The 17,568-nt window shown below is 50.4% G+C and carries 18 protein-coding genes; 10 read left to right on the top strand and 8 right to left on the bottom strand.

Annotated features, from left to right (window positions below; genetic code table 11):
- Positions 1-208: 208 nt before the first annotated feature.
- Complete coding sequence (locus QK296_RS15505) at positions 209-412, bottom strand: hypothetical protein (protein WP_224796979.1); 204 nt, start codon at positions 410-412, stop codon at positions 209-211.
- A gap of 583 nt (positions 413-995) precedes the next feature.
- On the opposite strand from QK296_RS15505, the gene QK296_RS15510 reads away from it, so the two are divergent.
- Positions 996-1,607, top strand: coding sequence for an ACP phosphodiesterase (locus QK296_RS15510; RefSeq protein ID WP_069787661.1), 612 nt, complete (start codon positions 996-998; stop codon positions 1,605-1,607).
- A gap of 45 nt (positions 1,608-1,652) precedes the next feature.
- On the opposite strand, the gene QK296_RS15515 is transcribed toward QK296_RS15510, so the two are convergent.
- Positions 1,653-2,156 (bottom strand): Lrp/AsnC family transcriptional regulator, encoded by a 504-nt coding sequence (locus QK296_RS15515; RefSeq protein ID WP_150689092.1) that lies wholly within the window; start codon positions 2,154-2,156, stop codon positions 1,653-1,655.
- Between the two features lie 275 nt (positions 2,157-2,431).
- Here QK296_RS15515 and QK296_RS15520 point away from each other — a divergent pair, with 275 nt between their 5' ends.
- The 8 genes from QK296_RS15520 to QK296_RS15555 all read left to right on the top strand — a co-directional run bounded on the left by QK296_RS15520 (position 2,432) and on the right by QK296_RS15555 (position 10,230).
- The gene (locus QK296_RS15520) at positions 2,432-3,253 is read left to right on the top strand and encodes a transporter substrate-binding domain-containing protein (RefSeq protein ID WP_150689091.1); all 822 of its coding nucleotides are present in this window, start codon (positions 2,432-2,434) and stop codon (positions 3,251-3,253) included.
- A 48-nt stretch (positions 3,254-3,301) separates the two neighbouring features.
- Positions 3,302-4,105: an amino acid ABC transporter ATP-binding protein gene (locus tag QK296_RS15525; RefSeq protein ID WP_108538219.1), complete on the top strand. Its 804-nt coding sequence runs from the start codon at positions 3,302-3,304 to the stop codon at positions 4,103-4,105.
- Entirely contained in the window at positions 4,089-4,757 is a 669-nt protein-coding gene (locus QK296_RS15530) for an amino acid ABC transporter permease (RefSeq protein WP_069787657.1), read from the top strand. The genes QK296_RS15525 and QK296_RS15530 overlap by 17 nt, the downstream gene beginning before the upstream one ends.
- 10 nt (positions 4,758-4,767) lie before the next feature.
- Positions 4,768-5,433 carry an amino acid ABC transporter permease gene (locus QK296_RS15535; protein ID WP_150689090.1) on the top strand — a complete coding sequence of 222 codons (666 nt, stop codon included), beginning with the start codon at positions 4,768-4,770 and terminating at the stop codon, positions 5,431-5,433.
- Between the two features lie 70 nt (positions 5,434-5,503).
- On the top strand, positions 5,504-6,814 hold the full coding sequence (locus QK296_RS15540) for an FAD-binding oxidoreductase (protein WP_224796972.1): 1,311 nt from the start codon (positions 5,504-5,506) through the stop codon (positions 6,812-6,814).
- Between the two features lie 275 nt (positions 6,815-7,089).
- A complete protein-coding gene (locus QK296_RS15545) occupies positions 7,090-8,592 on the top strand; it encodes an FAD-dependent oxidoreductase (RefSeq protein ID WP_154847274.1) in 1,503 nt (500 codons plus the stop codon).
- 106 nt (positions 8,593-8,698) lie between these two features.
- Positions 8,699-9,076, top strand: coding sequence for a Rid family detoxifying hydrolase (locus tag QK296_RS15550; protein WP_150689086.1), 378 nt, complete (start codon positions 8,699-8,701; stop codon positions 9,074-9,076).
- A gap of 32 nt (positions 9,077-9,108) precedes the next feature.
- Positions 9,109-10,230 (top strand): PLP-dependent cysteine synthase family protein, encoded by a 1,122-nt coding sequence (locus QK296_RS15555; protein WP_108538213.1) that lies wholly within the window; start codon positions 9,109-9,111, stop codon positions 10,228-10,230.
- Between the two features lie 123 nt (positions 10,231-10,353).
- Here the strand turns inward: QK296_RS15555 and QK296_RS15560 are convergent, their stop codons facing one another.
- Positions 10,354-10,668: an EthD family reductase gene (locus tag QK296_RS15560; protein ID WP_150689085.1), complete on the bottom strand. Its 315-nt coding sequence runs from the start codon at positions 10,666-10,668 to the stop codon at positions 10,354-10,356.
- 25 nt (positions 10,669-10,693) lie between these two features.
- Positions 10,694-11,569, bottom strand: a complete 876-nt coding sequence (locus QK296_RS15565) for a TauD/TfdA family dioxygenase (protein WP_240055023.1) — start codon at positions 11,567-11,569, stop codon at positions 10,694-10,696.
- Positions 11,570-11,860: 291 nt separating this feature from the next.
- Here QK296_RS15565 and QK296_RS15570 point away from each other — a divergent pair, with 291 nt between their 5' ends.
- Positions 11,861-13,459, top strand: coding sequence for an NAD(P)/FAD-dependent oxidoreductase (locus QK296_RS15570; protein ID WP_150689083.1), 1,599 nt, complete (start codon positions 11,861-11,863; stop codon positions 13,457-13,459).
- Here QK296_RS15570 and QK296_RS15575 read toward each other — a convergent pair.
- The 4 genes from QK296_RS15575 to QK296_RS15590 form a co-directional block, all read right to left on the bottom strand.
- Positions 13,456-14,571, bottom strand: a complete 1,116-nt coding sequence (locus QK296_RS15575) for an AraC family transcriptional regulator (RefSeq protein ID WP_282391068.1) — start codon at positions 14,569-14,571, stop codon at positions 13,456-13,458. The genes QK296_RS15570 and QK296_RS15575 overlap by 4 nt on opposite strands.
- Positions 14,572-14,884: 313 nt before the next feature.
- Positions 14,885-15,460, bottom strand: a complete 576-nt coding sequence (locus QK296_RS15580) for a peroxidase-related enzyme (protein ID WP_150689082.1) — start codon at positions 15,458-15,460, stop codon at positions 14,885-14,887.
- Positions 15,457-15,978: a hypothetical protein gene (locus QK296_RS15585; protein ID WP_224796971.1), complete on the bottom strand. Its 522-nt coding sequence runs from the start codon at positions 15,976-15,978 to the stop codon at positions 15,457-15,459. The genes QK296_RS15580 and QK296_RS15585 overlap by 4 nt, the downstream gene beginning before the upstream one ends.
- A 57-nt stretch (positions 15,979-16,035) precedes the next feature.
- Positions 16,036-17,472 (bottom strand): NAD-dependent succinate-semialdehyde dehydrogenase, encoded by a 1,437-nt coding sequence (locus QK296_RS15590; protein ID WP_204950460.1) that lies wholly within the window; start codon positions 17,470-17,472, stop codon positions 16,036-16,038.
- Between the last annotated feature and the right edge of the window lie 96 nt (positions 17,473-17,568).

A 17,568-nucleotide genomic window follows, 5' to 3' on the forward strand; every position in this document is an offset into this window, starting at 1 on the left:
ATTGACCTCTTGAGTGCTCGACCTAGTGAAATGTGCCAGTATTTTTCTTTGGTCCAGTAGAACGTTAGACATCTGCAAACTCGTCGGCGGCTTTAATACCTGATTTAGACGTTATTTGAAACGCGAGTGGTGCGCCTGTAGGATTCAAGGAATGCACCACTGAAACCCTGAAGTGTCTGCGCGGCGAGGCAGTTCAGTTGAATAAACTCTAGTTCCCGCTCATTGAGTGCTGCTGCCGTGCTCGTCTAAATTTATTCTCACCGTCGTATATGCAAGCGTCATACAGGTGCCCAAACGGTGAGCAACCTACATCGGTCTTGGAACCAGCGATTTCAGCAGCAACCGAATCAATAGTCTCCAGCAGGAAGCGCTGACGGTTTTCAACGGAGCCACTGTATTGGTCCGTTCGAATGTTCGGCGTGCTGCTTAGGAACTAATCGAACAGAAAGTCATTGGCAGCCATGATTTCGATATCACCCAAACCTGCGTCCATTACCATCCGCGCAGATTTCACAGAGTCTGCGATGCCCGGTATTCCATCCTCATTTTCCACACCACATGGGACACTTGGTTGAACCGGGCCTGATTTGTAGGGCGACCAAAGCTATGCCATGCCCTTCACGTCTCGGGGTGGCAGGCTACTCACCTGCGCCAAGCAAGCATTGAGGGCTTCACGAGTTTGCTTACCGTCTTGCATAGCATCCTACGTGGAATTAACAGCCCGGATGCTCACCGGCAAGGGGTTTGAATATTGTTATATGCCGCCACCTAATTGGTTGACTATTAACGGTGGATTAAATATTCGATTTTATCATGTCGCTTTGAACGCGTCGGCGGTTGACCGTCGTCTGCCACACGACGGTGTTGGGGGAGGGGGAATCTGGTGTTGATGACCTACCTATTGACTGGTAGTGTTCCTGCTAAGGGTATTTTTTTACGCTTGGAACTCTCCTTCAATAGTGTGGCCAGCCTCCATTCAGCTACTAGGAATCACTATGAACTACCTTGCACACCTCCACTTAGGCGGACAGGAGCCGCAACAGCTGCTGGGGAGTCTTTATGGAGATTTTGTGAAGGGTGCGCTTTTAGGAAAATTTTCTACTCAGACTGAGGAGGCAATCAGGCTGCATCGTCGAATTGATGCCTTCACGGATTCCCATCCACTGGTTAGAAGGGCGCTTGATCGATTCCCGGCAACAAGACGTCGCTATGCAGGAATCGCGCTCGACATGTTTTTTGATCACTGCTTAGCGCGAGATTGGGAGCGATACGCCGATCTACCCCTGGACGTTTTCTCTCAAAAAATCTATCGACTTTTAGAGGGTGAGCCCGCGTTGCCGGAACGATTGGCTCAAATCGCGCCGTTGATCATCACGGAAGATTGGCTTGGAGCGTATAGGGATTTTTCGATGATCGGCCATGGGCTGGAAGTCATCTCCCTACGCCTATCCCAACCAGACGGCTTGCTTGGTGCATACGAAGAGCTGACTGCGCTGTATGAGCCGCTGAGTGCGGATTTCTTAGAGTTCTATCCATTGCTGTGGCAATACGCCCAACCCGGTTCGGAATTCGGAAAAACATTGCCAATTTCGATGGTTAGCGTTTAGACCAGGCAGCTCGTCTGGATACAACGAGCTGCCTCAGAAGCCGATTTAATCTGGAATAAAATCAAGCGGTACTTCGCTTGTCGACTTGATTTCTTCCATTGCAAACATGGAAGTCATATTCGCAACCGGTAGCTGACTAATGATCTTTTTATAGAGTGCATCGTACGCTTGGATATCAGGCAGGAAAGCCCGAATTAAATAGTCAACCTCACCGCTCATCCGATAAATGTCGACAATTTCGGTCATGTCACGGGTGGCTTTATGGAAGCGATCTATCCATTCAATGGAGTGTTCCCTTGTTTTGATCATTATGAACACTGTCACTTTTGCGTTCAGCGTCGTTCTGTCAAGGATGGCGACACGTTTCTTGATGAAACCTTGTTGTTCCAGGCGCTGAATTCTGCGCCAGCAGGGAGTCATGGAGAGCCCGACTTGCTCGGCGAGCTCGGTGACGGGCTGAGTAGAGTCTCGCTGGAGACCTGCCAGTATTCGACGATCAATACGGTCTAGGCGGGATGAGCGATCCGGCAGCTTTGAAGAAGTGGACATTTACACAGCCTCGAAAAAATATTGCACAGATACAGAAAACATTGGAAGTTGCTTCTGTGTCAAGAGGTTGAGGTGTGGAAATTTTGCAATAGTTTACCTATTGTCAAATGGTAGTCTTTTTTCATCAGCTAAACGGATCGAGCAAAGTGCTTCATCAGGGAGAAAAAAAGAGGTGCGTTCTAGCCCCAAAGCGGGCGCGCTGAAAATAACAAGAGGCTCAGAGGGCCATCCCCTCGAATCTGCGCTTGGCCGGCGCATCACTGGGAGATACCGATATGATTTTCAAACGTATGGGCATGCGTCTGTTACCGGCATTGGTTCTAGTAGGAGTGGTTTCCGGATCGACAGGCGTTTACGCCGAGGGTGAGGGGGATGGCGTATGGGCTACTGCTCAGAAATCTGGTTCTATTCGATGTGGCACGGCTGAGGCTCCGCCCTACATCATGAAAGACCCGGCCACTGGAGAGTATTCGGGTTTCTTCGTGGATGCATGCCGAGAATTTGCTGAGATCTTAAAGGTCAAGCCGGTATTTGTGGATACCAGTTGGGATAACATGATTGCTGGCTTGCAATCCAGAAAATGGGATTTGGCCCCGGCGCTTACGGCTACGCCACAACGTGCTCTCTCTATCGTTTTCTCAAAAAATCTCTCAGCTACTGAATCGACCTTTATCTACAACCAGAAAAACCCAAAGACGAATCAGCCAAAAAGCCTTGCTGATATTGACCAGCCTGGCGTGACTATCGCTGTCTCGTCTGGGACTGCTCAAGATAAGTCACTGACGGCCATCATCAAAAACGCATCTATTATGCGGTTGCCCGGCCCGGACGAAATCCGTTTGGCTGTAATGTCTAAACGAGCTGATGTGATTTTTGATACGTCAGCAGCTAACGACTTATTCGCTGCTTCGCATACCGACTGGGCCGTGGTACTTAAGCCCGTACCGGCAATCGATAAAAAAGGCGTTTCGTTCGGCTTACGACGTGATACCTCATACGCAGATCTTCAAGTATTAGACCTTTATATCAATGACGCTGTTACGACCGGTCATATGGATGAGCTAATTAAAAAAGCAATCGCACACGAGACTAAGTGATTTGTCTTGGTAGGTGTTAGAGGTTGTCTGAACTTGGAGTAGAAGCTAATGGCAAATGCAAACTATCTCGTGGAAATGAAGGGGCTGCACAAGAGCTATGCTGGCGGCGTAAAGCCTGTGCTGCAAGGCTTGGATATTAGCATGTGTCCTGGTGATCGTGTCGTCGTGATTGGGCCGAGTGGTGGTGGGAAAAGTACGTTGCTACGAGTGTTGATGGGCCTAGAGGATATTGATAAAGGCCAATTACTGTTTCAAGGTAAAAATTATATTACGACTGATAAGTATGGAAGGACGGTAATTGATAAGGAGATTCGTCGTAACATTGGTATGGTTTTCCAGCATTACACATTGTTCCCACATCTCAATATTCTTCAGAATTTGACACTCGCACCGATCAAAGTGAGAGGTGAGTCTAAGCAATCAGCAGAACTACGAGCACGCGGATTGTTGACGAGATTCGGGTTGGAGGCAAAGGAAAAAGCTTACCCTGCCCATCTTTCCGGCGGGCAGAAGCAACGCGTCGCCATCGCTAGAGCCTTGATGCTCGATCCAAAACTAATGTTGTTTGATGAAGTGACTTCTGCTCTCGATCCCGAGCTGGTGGCTGAAGTCGAGCAAGTCATCATGCATTTGGCTGAACAATCCATGCCCATGGTGATAGTGACTCACGATATGCACTTCGCCAAAAACATCGCTTCGCGTGTGATTTTCTGCGCTGGCGGCGTTGTAGTCGAAGATGGGCCTCCCGAGCAGGTACTCGGTAGGCCGAAGGAAGCTCGAACGAGAGAGTTCATACAGCGAGTCTTTCATATTGGCGAGACGGTAGGAGTCGGACGTGAACTATCAATTTGATTTGTTCTTCATCGCGAACGGTCTCTGGCCGCTGCTCAAAGGGTTAGTCGTAACCCTGGAACTCACTGTCGCAGCGAATATCATCGGATTGACTCTGGGTTTCATCATTGCACTATTGGTTATGAGCCCAAATCCGATACTCCGTTGGCCTTTTACCTTGTTCATCGAATTTTTCCGCTGTACCCCTGCGCTTGTCCAGATCGTATGGTTTTTCTACTGCATACCAATCATCTTCGATGTTTACATCGATGCAATGACGATGGGTATTTTGGCGATTGGACTCAACCTTGCTGCATTCAACGCGGAAGCGTACAGGGCCGCCATCCAGGGAGTTCAAAGCAATCAGTACGATGCAACTGTTGCTCTGGGACTTTCTCCGTTTCAACGAACGGTGTATGTGGTGCTCCCACAAGCATTCCGCTCGGCGCTACCAGTATTGGTTGCAAACGGCATTGGTGCATTCCAACAAACTGCGCTGGTTGCGATAGTCGCTTTGCAAGACCTTATGTATATGGGGAAAATACTGGCCACCGACACTTATCGACCTATCGAGGTGTTTACCGTTATTGCTCTTATATATTTTGCAATATCGTTCCCTGTATCACAGCTCGTAGAATACATAGAGCGACGCCGTAAAGCGGAAAACTCATGAGGACGCGGCCATGGAACTAGATTTTTCAGTAATCTTCGATTACAAGGCTGCGTTGCTTTTTGGCCTTTTGTTAACTCTAAAGCTCACAGCGATCTGCGTTGTGTTGGGGTGTGCTTTAGGTTTTTTGGTGGCGATTGCAAGGAGCTCAAAAAATAAGATTATCTATGGGGTCAGCACTGTCTATGTAGCGCTGTTTCGCGGTACTCCAGTGCTCATTCAGTTGTTTTGGATGTTTTTCTGCTTGCCTCTGGTCTTGGGTATGGAGCTATCGAATCTGACTTGCGGAATAATCGCGCTTACGTTGTATATGGCGGCGATTACGAGTGAGACGTTCCGTGCATCGTTCAGTTTCGTCAGTAAAGAACAGCATGATGCGGGGGTCGCTTTAGGGCTCACTTACCGTGTTCATACTTTGTACGTTCTTCTACCGCAGGCGCTACTCAGGGCGGCTCCCACGCTTCTTTCCAACTGCACCAGCTTGTTTAAAGAGAGCGCTCTCGTCTCCGCTGTGGGCATGGCTGACTTGATGTTTGTTAGTCAAAATATATCTAACCGAACGGGCCATCCGGTGGAGCTCTTGACCGCCGCTGCTGTAATTTATTTTGTGATTGCGTTCCCTATTACTCGTGCCGTCACGGCGTTGGAACGGAAAATTTTGCATACTATGGCTATTTAGTTAAGCAAAAAACCAACCCTTTGTAGCGATTGAAAACAGTTAATAAATTAAGCGCTCGTAGCGAAGTAGGATGACTATGTTTAATGGCGATAGACCTTTCATTAGCGGACAAGAATCTGGAATCGACCATTCAATGTGGTCTGCGACGGGTGGGGAAAGACCGGAAAGTGTGATTCTTGCGCAGCAAGAGTCCTGCGATGTTTTGATCATTGGCGGCGGATTCAATGGTGTGACCGCTGGGCTTCACTGTGCTGAGCGCGGTGCGAAGACTATATTGGTCGAAGCACAGGAAATTGGCTCGGGTGCAAGCGGTCGTAATGCTGGGCAAGTGAACCCTGGCCAGTTTCTATCCCCCGAACAAATCCTCCGCGCTTTGGGCCCGGATTACGGTCAGCTCTTTTTGAAGGAGTTGGGCAGCGCGCCTGACGTAGTCCGTCAACTGATACGCGATTACGGTATTGACTGTGCCGCTGACGAAAGGCCTATCATCCGCTGTTCAACGTCTCCTCAGAAAACACGAGAACTTGAAACCCAAGCTTCGGATTGGCAAGCCTTGGGAGCGAATGTTCAGATGGTCTATGGCTCTGAACTCGAAGAGATGAACGGATCAACCCGATATAAAGCTGCACTGATCGATCATCGCGGATTTACGCTTCAACCGCTTGCCTACGTGCGCGGGTTAGCGCGAGCCGCAATCGACAGAGGTCTTAGAATTTCTACCGGGTCTAAAGTGACATCCCTGGAACCTTCAGGTACCGGATGGGTTGCTACCACCGGCACTACGACAATAAAAGCCGACAAAGTCATTCTCTCAACCAACGCATACAGCAATGATCTGGTACCAGGTTTCAAAGAGGAAATAATGCCTCTTGGTGCTTTTGGTATCGCCACAGCAGACCCGTTACCTCCTGAGTGGAGAGAGCGAATTTTGCCTCACTACATAGCCATGTGGGACACCCATAAGATACCGCTGTGGTTCAGATATGACCCGGTTGGGCGTCTTCATGTTGGATCGATTGGGTTCCTTCCCATTCATTCGGAAGGGGATAACTGGGTAAATCGCGCAATGAAGTTTGTCTACCCGTTCGCGCCTACATTCAAATGGGGCTATCGGTGGTCAGGCACGCTCGGCCAAACGGTCGACAGATTGCCGCATCTCGTTGAACCGCGCCCGGGCATCTTTGCGACCATCGGATGTAACGGACGAGGCATTGCGCCGAATGCTTATTTCGGAAAAATGCTAGCTAGCATCGCACTTGGCGATGATGTAATAACTCCGTTGCCACTTAGAAATTCTACGAAATATCCAATGCGTGAGATCGCGTTAGAAGCATATGACGCTGGAATTCGCTTCTATCGCAATACGTTACTTTTTACGTAATAAAAACGAAAAAAATGCGGGTTTTGCATTGCTATTGGAGGTCTTCGTTCGCATTTTTGCTAGCCTTGGAAAAATAATTCCAAGGGTTTTGATTTTTTTAGAAGTTTATTCATTTTTGCTTGGTTTTAGCGGTGAAGATTGGAAGCAGCTTCTGATGAAGGAAGAATACACTGACTTTATCGAGCCCAATTAGCGAAATGGCAATATGAGTGGACTCTGGGCTGTTTGCGACGAGATGACCTATATTTCGGATCTCTGTAGATAGGTGAAGAAAAATGAGTGTTAAATCAACAGAATATAGTGCTCTAGATGAATTGGCGTCCAGGGTACAGGCAGATCTCCACGTCCTACGCTTTCCTCATGACCCTTGGGTACTGCCTAAGGCGCACCCTAGCGGTAACCATGTCTACGACGTTGCTATCATCGGGGGCGGCCAAGGCGGGTTGGCAGTCGCGGCAGGTCTCTTGCGCGAACGAGTTGATAACATCGTTGTTTTTGATCAGCAGCCCAAGGGACTGGAAGGCCCATGGAACAATACGGCGCGGATGCGCACTTTGCGTACCGTAAAGCATTTGCCAGGTATTGATGCGTCCTTAACCAGTCTTGCACCTCAAGCCTGGTACACAGCCAAATACGGTGAAGAGGCCTGGGAAGAGCTGATCAAGATTCCGAAAGGCGATTGGCAAGAGTATCTTACATGGTGTCGCGATACGCTGAAGATTCCAGTCGAGAATCTTACTGGTGTCTCCAACGTCATTCCAGAAGATAAACTCTTTCGACTAGAGCTGAACAGATTCGACGGTCGAGGGGGAATATCGTCTCGCGACGTTGTTTATGCTCGCAGAGTGGTTGTTGCGACGGGCGTGGATGGCAGTGGGGCGTGGCATGTACCCAAATTCATCTCATCGGCATTGCCCAGAGATCGATATGCTTCTTCAGGAGAGCATATTGATTTTTCCAAGCTTGTAGGGAAGAAGATTGCTGTTCTCGGTGCAGGCGCATCTGCATTCGATAACGCTTCGACCGCGCTTGAGGCGGGAGCGTTAGAAGCGACTGTTTGTATTCGTCGCAAGGATATCCAGCGTATTAATCCTCAGGTCTGGATGGCAAAAGCAGGGTTTCTTAATCATTACGCTGATATGGATAATTCCCTGAAGTGGAAATACATGCGGCATATGTTCAGGTACAACATTCCAGCTCCGCAGGACGCCTACAATCGATTGTCAGGTTTAGAAGGTGCGAGCGTTCGTACCAATGCGGCCTGGGAAGGGGTGAAACTCGTCATTGATGACGGAAAAGAACAAGTTGAGGTCACCCTTGCATCTGGAGACAAGCTCAAGGTCGACTACTTGATAGTTGCTGTTGGGTTTGTGAACGATTTTTCACTACGCGCAGAGCTTTCAAGTATTTCCAATGACATAGCGCTATGGCGAGACAAATATAGTCCTGCCCATGGGGAGGAAGATTCTCAAATATCCAGCCATCCCTACCTGGGTGAGAATTTTGAGTTTGTCGAAAAAAAGCCTGGGGAAGCCCCCTATATTAAGAATATATTCAACTTTACCTATAGCGCCCTTGTAAGTATGGGGCTTTCCGGTTCGGCTATCAGCGGGTTTAGATACTCGGTTCCTCGTGCGGTACGTGGTATCACCAAATCGCTTTATCTTGAGGATGCTGAAGAGATCTATAATAAATTCACCGATTATGCAGAGCTTGAGATGGTAGGCGTTGTTCCGTTCAGTAATTCAATTCAAACAAGAAAAATGTTCGCTGATTGAATTACTTATCTTTACTTGGCCCATGAAAGGTATCGGTAATAGATACCTTTGCTGACATAAAATCATAAATTGTTAATATCCATTAATAATGGGTAGGGATCCTTTTATGCGAAATATTTCAACTTTTTTAGCCCCTGCTGCCGTTGGCCCTTATTCCCAAGCAGTCTGCCATGGCGAATATCTATTTGTTTCGGGGCAGCTAGGCATTGACCCGGCCAAAGGAGAGTTGGTGGCGGACGATGCCTTGCTTCAAATGAAACAGTGCCTCAGCAATATCTCGGCGATTGCTGAAGCAGCGGGTACAGGTATTTCAAAGACTATCAAAACAACAATAATGGTCACGGATTTAAGTGATTTTGCGAAGTTGAATGACGTATATGCTACCTATTTCTCTTCTCCGTTCCCTGCTCGCGCCACATTCGAGGTTTCCGCACTACCAAAAGGCGCCCTCGTTGCAGTAGATGCCATTGTCGCGCTGGACTGAATGTTGAATCAGTAGCCAAATACAGGATATTTATGAATCTTAATCTCGGTAATCAGGATAAAGAGTGGACTCGCTGGGCGATCGGCGTGTTGCAGGGGGATGCCAATCGCTCTGCCGATACACATCTGATTCCTTTAGACTTTAACGGGCTGCCTGGGATATCGATTTATCTGAAGGATGAGTCTACTCACCCTACAGGCAGTTTGAAGCACCGCTTGGCACGATCGCTTTTCCTGTATGGCATCTGCAATGGCTGGATAAAGAAAGGTACTTTGTTAGTCGAGGCATCTTCTGGCTCAACAGCTGTCAGTGAGGCGTATTTCGCTAAGCTTCTAAATCTACCCTTTACTGCAGTCATGCAGCGTTCCACCAGTTGCCAGAAAATCGATGCAATCAATCGATTAGGGGGAACATGTCACTTTGTTGACAATCCTGGGGCTATCTATACGGTGGCCGAGCAACTTGCTCGTGAAACGGGGGGGCATTATTTAGACCAGTTTACAAATGCAGAACGCGCTACGGACTGGCGTGGCAACAATAACATCGCCGAAAGTATATTTTCACAAATGGCGATGGAGAAAGACCCTGAACCAGCTTGGGTGGTTATGAGTGCCGGCACTGGAGGAACGTCAGCTACAATCGGAAGGTATATCAAGTATAAGCATCTGAATACTCGACTTTGTGTGGTTGATGTTGAACATTCTGCTTTCTACGAATCCTACGATACTGGGGATAAGGCGAGCACTTGTGCTACTCCCTCTCGGATTGAAGGTATTGGTCGGCCTAGGGTGGAGCCTTCGTTCATCCCTGATGTCATCGATCACATGATAAAGATTCCAGATGCAGCTTCACTTGCTGCCATGCACGTGCTTTCAGAGCGGCTATCGCGTCGTGTTGGTGGTTCTACGGGAACGAATTTCTTTGGCGTTTGTTGTATCGCGGAGCAAATGCGCTCACAGAAGCAGACAGGGTCGATAGTCTCGGTAATTTGCGACTCGGGAGATCGTTATGCCTCTACATATTACGATGCTGACTGGCTTAAAGAAGCCAAAATTGACATAGGGCCTTATGAGAAATATTTGAATTTATTTCTCGATGGAGGAGCTTCAGATGTTTCACTGATCAACCTCTGTGAAAATGTACGAGGTCATTAGTCAGTCTTTACTCATAATTAATTATTAATAAGCTGACGGTTCTTATGCAAGCTTTAAATAAATCGGCACTTGGTTCTTGAAAACCAGGTGCCTTGCGGTTCGCGCCAATCAGTTTCTTGGTGATCAGCCTACTAACACATCGCTGATCTGAATGATGGGCTTGAGGTTGGTGTAATTGGCGATGTCTGCCCCGATGGCCTTGGCATGCGGCCCGAATGCTGCGGTGAATGCGTCGAGCGATTCGAAGAAGAGATGGCCTATCGCAAGGTAGGTCGGATCGCTTCCGGGCGTTGGGCCTTGAAGGCCTTTTTCAATAGTGAAGTGACTGCAGGCCCCGGCCATCTTCTGCTGAATCATCGTCATATGCTGCTCACGATAGTAATCGAAGTCGAAGGTTGCGCCAGCTTCATTCGGGTACAGAATGCTTACGTCAATCATTGGGTGTATTTCCCTAGTTTATTGATTAAACGGCGGCAACACCAACAGGGCGTTCGCCTGAGATGGTTGTTCGATGCATGAGGCGTAGGTGGCCGTCGTAGCCACCCTCTGCATTGTGAAGCGTGCAGCGGTTATCCCACAGAGTAAGCATGTTCGGCGCCCACCGATGACGGTAGACATATGTGTCCTGCACCATGTGCTGATACAAATAAGTCAGCAGCGCCGTTGATTCTCCATGAGTCAAACCCTGAATACCCTGCGTGTAGACAGGGCTCACGTAGAGAGATTTGCGACCCGTTACGGGATGTACACGTACCAGCGGGTGTGGCCAGGTTTTGTCGGCGTCTTCACTGACCACTATCTTCATTGAGCGTGCTTCAGTCTCTTTTGCGAATAGGCCATTTTTGCCATAGGGCATGCTCGCAGAATGTATCGCGACGAGATGATTCATGAGTCCTTTCATCGTCTCAGAAAGGTCATCGTAGGCACGATAGCCGTCGGCAAATAACGTATCGCCACCCACGGGCGGAGTGATCTTGGAATGTAGGATGGTTCCCGCCGGCGGCTGTTCCTGAAAGCTCCAGTCTGAGTGCCACTGGGCACCGAAGTTAACTGCCTTTTCATCAGCCTCGCGTCTGAGTTCGAGAATGTGCGGATGAGCCTCTATCGGGACGATATAAGGGTCTATTCCGAACTCACCAAACTGAAGCGTGAACGCCTCCAGTTGTGTGTGGGAGAGTGGCTGATCCGGAAAGTAAATGACTGAGTGCCTGGCCCACGCTTTCTTTACCTCTTCAAGCACAGCTGTCGCTAATGGCTGATCAATCGAAATACCAGTAACCCTAGCTCCGAAACCGTGAGCCTCGGGTTCCACATGAATATGCCTGAAGTCGCTCTCCATCATCGCAGTCCCTTCTCTCGTTTTTACTAAAAAATCACAGGATGACCGTGAAGCGATTCTCCGATGTCAGTCCGCTACTGTCGTTGCTCCCTTGCGACAGAGAATTGATCTGAGATGCCAATACCTTCGGCGGCTGTTTCCCCGCTTTTGAATTGTCGTGTCGTAACAAATCTTTGGCGTGTGGTGCCATTCACGCCGATTACCTACGTACCCACACTGAGCCGACCTGCGTAGCGACTGCGCCGCAATGATCAATAAAAATCCCGGAAAGGGTATGGAAGGGGACGAACGATGGGCGGTTACGATATGAGTTTTAAGCGTGCGTTGGCCCGTGGCGAGCTAGACGGCGGGTTCGACACGATCGTTATCGGTTCCGGTGCAGGCGGCCTAAGCACAGCCGCATTGTTGGCTCTCGAAGGACAGCGCGTTTTGGTGCTCGAACGCCACGCGGTGTTGGGCGGCTGTTTGCAGTCCTTCAAACGCCAAGGCTTCGAGTGGGACGTAGGCCTGCACTATATGGGGGAGGTACACCGCAAAACGAGTGGACTCTATCGCCTTTTCGACAAAGTCTCAGGCGGTCAGCTTGAATGGGCGCCCATGCCCGAAAACTACAATCGCATTATCGTAGGTGCCAATAGCTACGATCATATGGCCGGTGCACAAGCCTACAAGGATCGACTCAAGGACTACTTTCCGAAGGAGGCGCGCGCGATCGATCGTTACGTGGAGTTAGTGGGTGAGGCAAGCCGGGCGGCGAAATGCTTTTTCGGAGAGCGGGCGTTGCCACGTTCAGCGTCTGAGGCAGCGTTCACCAAGGCTCAGATTTCATTCATGCCACTTGCACAGCGCACAGTGCAGGATGTTTTGGACGAATTGACCGACAACGCTGACCTTAAGGCAGTCTGGTGTGGGAACTACGGCGACTACTGCAACTCCCCTGCCGAGGCCTCTTTTGCGATCCATGCCATGGTTTTCAGCCATTACATCGATGGTGCTAGCTACCCCGTTGGCGGTTCGCAACGAATAGCCACAGCAATGGCCGACACTGTTCGCGCTGCAGGAGGAGCTTGCCTGGTGGCGGCTGAGGTTGTGAGCATCGAGATGTGTGATGGTTGCGTGGTAGGTGTGCAAACCGCTGACGGAAGCCAGATTCGCGCGGACAGAGTCGTCAGCGCGATTGGTATTTCTCAGACTGTACCGCTGCTGGCTCATGCAGATCCTGAACTGGCTCAGCCATTGGGCGAGCTAACTAAGAGCATTGGTACAACTCAATGTTTTGCTGTGCTGAACCTGGGCATCGACGTCGCAAACGCTGATCTGAATATTCATCCAGCCAATCTGTGGGTGCACCCAAGCAATGATCTCCCGGCGAACCTTGCGCGGTACAAAGCTGATCCAGAGGGACAGCCCATGCCCCTGCATTTCATCGCCCACCCATCACTGCGGGATCCGAGTTGGCCTGACCGTCACCCAAAGCAGAGCACGATGGATATATGCGGCCTGACTGATTGGTCGGTGTTCGAGCGTTTCACTGACACGAAGTGGAAGCACAGAGGTGCAGAGTACGAGGACATGACGGCAAGGCTGAGCGAAGACCTCATGGCTGTGGCCTTAAAACATTACCCTCAAATCTGCGGAAGCATTGCTCATGCCGAGTTGGCTACACCTCTGACCTTCAATCACTTTCTAAACCGTAGCCACGGCAATTTCATGGGATATGAACAAACGCCGCTTCGTTTTGCACAGCGCTGGATGCGCGCGCACGGCCCTGTTAAAGGTCTATTCTTCGGTGGACAGGATGTGACCGCTGCTGGAGTCAGTGGTGCGATGGTCAGTGGGCTGGTCGCGGCGAGTGCCGTTCTCGAACGTGACCTTTTTCGTGAACTTTAGACCTTAAGTTCGCACCGGGTCGAATCGGCTTTACAAGGCGCCCTCTGGTGGTCAGAACCCTCAGTATTGTTGATTGCAAGGGCCTTTCCTCCTGCAGAGAAGCTGCTTACTAATTCAAGGCGCAGCGCACTAGGTGCTTTACCGAAATGACCTCGCACAGCATGCGAAAAAGCGCTGGGCTCTGCATAGCCCAGCCGTTCTGCCAGCATCATAAGCGGCAGATCGGGATCAGCCAGGCCTTCCAATGCTTCGCTCATACGCACCGCTTCCAGTAATTGGCGGAAGGATGAACCGCGCTCAGCCAATCGACGCTGAAGAGTACGCCTGCTGAGATCCAGCGAACTCGCAACGCTGTCGCAATTCGCTTCCGAAAATCCCTGCGCGGCAATGGCTGCTGTCACGTAATCAACGAGCGTGTCGGAGCGACCCTGGGTTTTAAGCATCGTCTCCGCGCGACCGAGTACGATGCGAAGCAGTGTTGGATCAGCAGCCTGCCAGGGTGAGTCCAGCAGTTCAGCGCCAAATACGACACGAGCGTGCTCGACTCCGAGAATGACCGGACATTCAAAATAGACTTGATAGCGGTCGGCTAAACACGCGTCAGTACCAGGTAGCTCAATTCTGGATGGCCTACGATCAGCCGCCATACAGTTATAGAGAAGGCGTATGTACGCGGCAAACAGCGAATCTATCTGGGCCGGATGCATGGCGACTGGGCTGGGTGTTACGTGGTAAACCAGCTGAACACCATTGTTGGACGCAGGTTCAATTAAAAAACGACCAGAGTTGCTGACCAATTGCTGCAGCCTGACCGTATGGGCGAGCGCCTGGCGTAAGGAGCTACTGTGCATTAACACCAGTGCTACGACGTTCATCGATTGCAGTGGCAGTGCTACGCCAACCTTCAAGCCGAGTAGCGGGTCCTGGGAGAGTTGCATCGCGCGCTGCCAAAGCCTCCTCACTTGCACGAGTTGCAGCTGACGTGTAGGCGCCACATCTTCCCACTGTTGAGTCCAGGGAGCGCCCAAACGGGAAGGCTCGATACCTTGCCGAGTCAGTTCCTCGATGACGCCTACAAGCCAAGTGGCACTGACGGTGAGAGGTCGGGTCATTCTATATCCGTTAGCCGCAGTGCATTGCTTGGTTGGAACGGGACGAGACCCAATTATGCGCTGTATTGCAAATCGTTTGCTCAGGGTCAGCGAAGTGTTACGACAAACTGTGTAGCACGTCTGATAGGGATATTCCAAGGCCTGGCCGGCAGCGTCGATTTCGCTTCGAGATACGCGTGGTGGGTTGGGAGTCAGAGAAAAGGAAGGGGGGTAAATCGTAGTTTGGAGCTGCAGCTATCGAACTCATTCATTTTGACAAGCGGGCAGTTTGGGGCTGTCCGCTATTTTGATATCACCTCAATGCAACGTCTGATCAGATTTTTACGGGTTCACCTAAAACATGCATCAGGCGGTTTGCCCAACCGAAGATGGCTGTGGCCAGCACGAGGTCGACAACCCCAAGCGTGTCAAAGCCGAGTTCTTTCAAGGCATCGGCATGCCGTGTATTCAGCACTGGGGGTGACTTGGCCAACTCAACCGCAAAGTCAAACAACGCCTGAGAGCGATCATCCAATTGTGCTTCGGTTTCGTCTGCAAAGATTTTTGCGACCAGCTCTGTACTTTTGGTCAGCTGATTGTATCGGGCGCCGTGTACTGCAGCGCAGTAGACGCATTGATTAACAATTGAAGAACCAATCGCCCCAAGTTCACGCTCAGCTGGGGGCAAGCCGGCGCGGCCATACATAATGGCGTTGAATAAAGGGGATCGCACCGCTAGCGATTCGGGGTCATGGGCGAGAGTAAGCACGTACTCCGAGATCTTTTTGCTCGATGGAGTCACTTTCATCGCATCAAGCTGCTCTTGGCTCGCACTTTCTAACTCGACAGGCTTGATGTACGGCGACCAGTGAGGCACCGATACGGTGAAATTATGCACGACCTGGCTCATTTCATTTCTCCTGCGATTTTGAATCCTGCTACGACCCGGAGTTGGTAGTTCACGAAGGCGAGGACTTCCGTGAGCCTTACGATGTCCGGTTCTGAAATCCCAGCGGCCTTTAAGGTATCGATATCTTGCTTTGTAGCTTCTCGCGGCTTTTGAGTGACCAGATCCGTGAATCGGATAATCGCCATAAAGCGTTCATCCCCGTACGCGGACTGCTGAGGATTGGCAGCAACATAAAGGCCTTCTTCGCCACCTGCTGTCTCAAGACAAGCATGGTAGTGATCAGCCAATTCTTCAGAGTTGCTCAACCGAGCGATTCGTTCAGCAAGAGCTGCACGTTCTGCATGTGACAGACCACCGGGATCTTTGGGAATGATCACGGCATCATGGCTCGATTGGCTCAGCGCCATAATTTCTGCCCGCTCAGCAATGGCCATCGCGAGCGGAGAGTTTTCGTTTGCGCCGACAAGACGCTCGATAATGTTCGGAGTAAGCATATGAGTTCCAATAGTTAGCGACACGTTATTTCCTGAATGCAGCCGTGCTCGATAGCGACTAAAAAACACGTTCGCCGAACGTTAAAGAACGCTCGCAAGCGAAACGAACTTCGTGGTCATGAAAGCATCCAGTGCGCCAGGGCCTCCTTCGGTTCCGTATCCGGAATCTTTTACGCCGCCAAACGGGTGCTCGGGTAGGGCAACGCTGTGATGGTTGATCGAGATGGCGCCAGACTCGATGCCGTTAAACAGCTTATTGGCCGAGGTAAGCGATCGCGTATAGGCGTATGCAGAAAGACCATATGGCAGTCTGTTCGCTTCTTTGATGGCTTCGTCGATGTCGTCGAATGGGTTGATTATTGCAATCGGCCCGAAGGGTTCATCAACCATGGCGAGGGCGGTCACCGGTACATTCGTGAGAACGGTGGGTTCGAAGAAATAACCCTTGTCGCCCACGCGGTTGCCGCCAATCTCCAGCTTTGCTCCATGGGATACAGCATCTGCCACGAGTTCTTCTGTTGCCTTAAGCCGGCCCAAATGAGCCATCGGGCCCATTGTTACCGTCGGATCAAGACCGTCGCCTACCTTGATTGCGCGTGCGCCTTCCACGAAACGGGAAACAAACTCGTCGAACACTTTATAGTGAACAAGAAAGCGAGTTGGGGAGACACAAACCTGGCCCGCATTTCGATATTTAGCGGCGACAGAAATCTTAACTGCGGTGGCGATGTCCGCGTCGTCCATAACGATTACCGGCGCATGGCCACCCAGCTCCATTGTGGATCGCTTCATATGCAGCCCGGCGAGGCTTGCAAGCTTTTTGCCCACTGGCGTTGACCCGGTGAAGGTCACTTTCCGGATGGAGGGATGAGCAATCAAATACTCAGAAATCTGGCTCGAGTCGCCAAACAGTAGGTTGACGGCTCCCGGAGAAACGCCCGCGTCAGCGAATGCTTTCACAAGCTCGACAGCACACGTAGGTGCCTCGGTGGCGCCTTTTAAGATGATCGAACAGCCGGCGGCCAGTGCACCAGCGACCTTTTTCACCGCTTGAATGAGCGGGAAATTCCATGGGGCAAAACCCACTACAGGCCCGATAGGCTCCATCAGAGTAAATTGATGAATCCCTAGTGCGCGGGAAGGTATAACACGCCCATACGCGCGTCTTCCTTCTTCAGCATGCCAATCGATAGTGTCAGCAGTTGCTGCGACTTCACCCATAGCCTCGGCCAGAGGTTTTCCGTGCTCAGTCGTGAGAATCAGAGCAATATTTTCTGCACGCTCACGAATTAGGTTTGCCGCTTTGTGCATAATCGTTGCGCGCTCAAGCGCAGAAACCTGCTTCCAGGCGGCAAAGCCTTTTTCCGCAGCGATCGCCGCATCTTCAATGTCAGCCAAGCTCGCTTTCGCGATGAGTCCGATCTGATCTTCTGTTGCCGGATTTATTACAGGGATCGATTCAGTGGGATGCGTGTTACGCCATACACCGCCAATAAACAATGGTATTTGTTCCATGATCACCTCTCATAGTTGCTATGGTTTTGACATCCCACGACTTGGCTAAAAACTCATTGTGGTGCTTAGCTACAAGCTATCTACGACACATGGGCTTCA

The organism is Pseudomonas sp. AL10, from assembly GCF_029960685.1.
Lineage (GTDB): Bacteria > Pseudomonadota > Gammaproteobacteria > Pseudomonadales > Pseudomonadaceae > Aquipseudomonas > Aquipseudomonas lactis.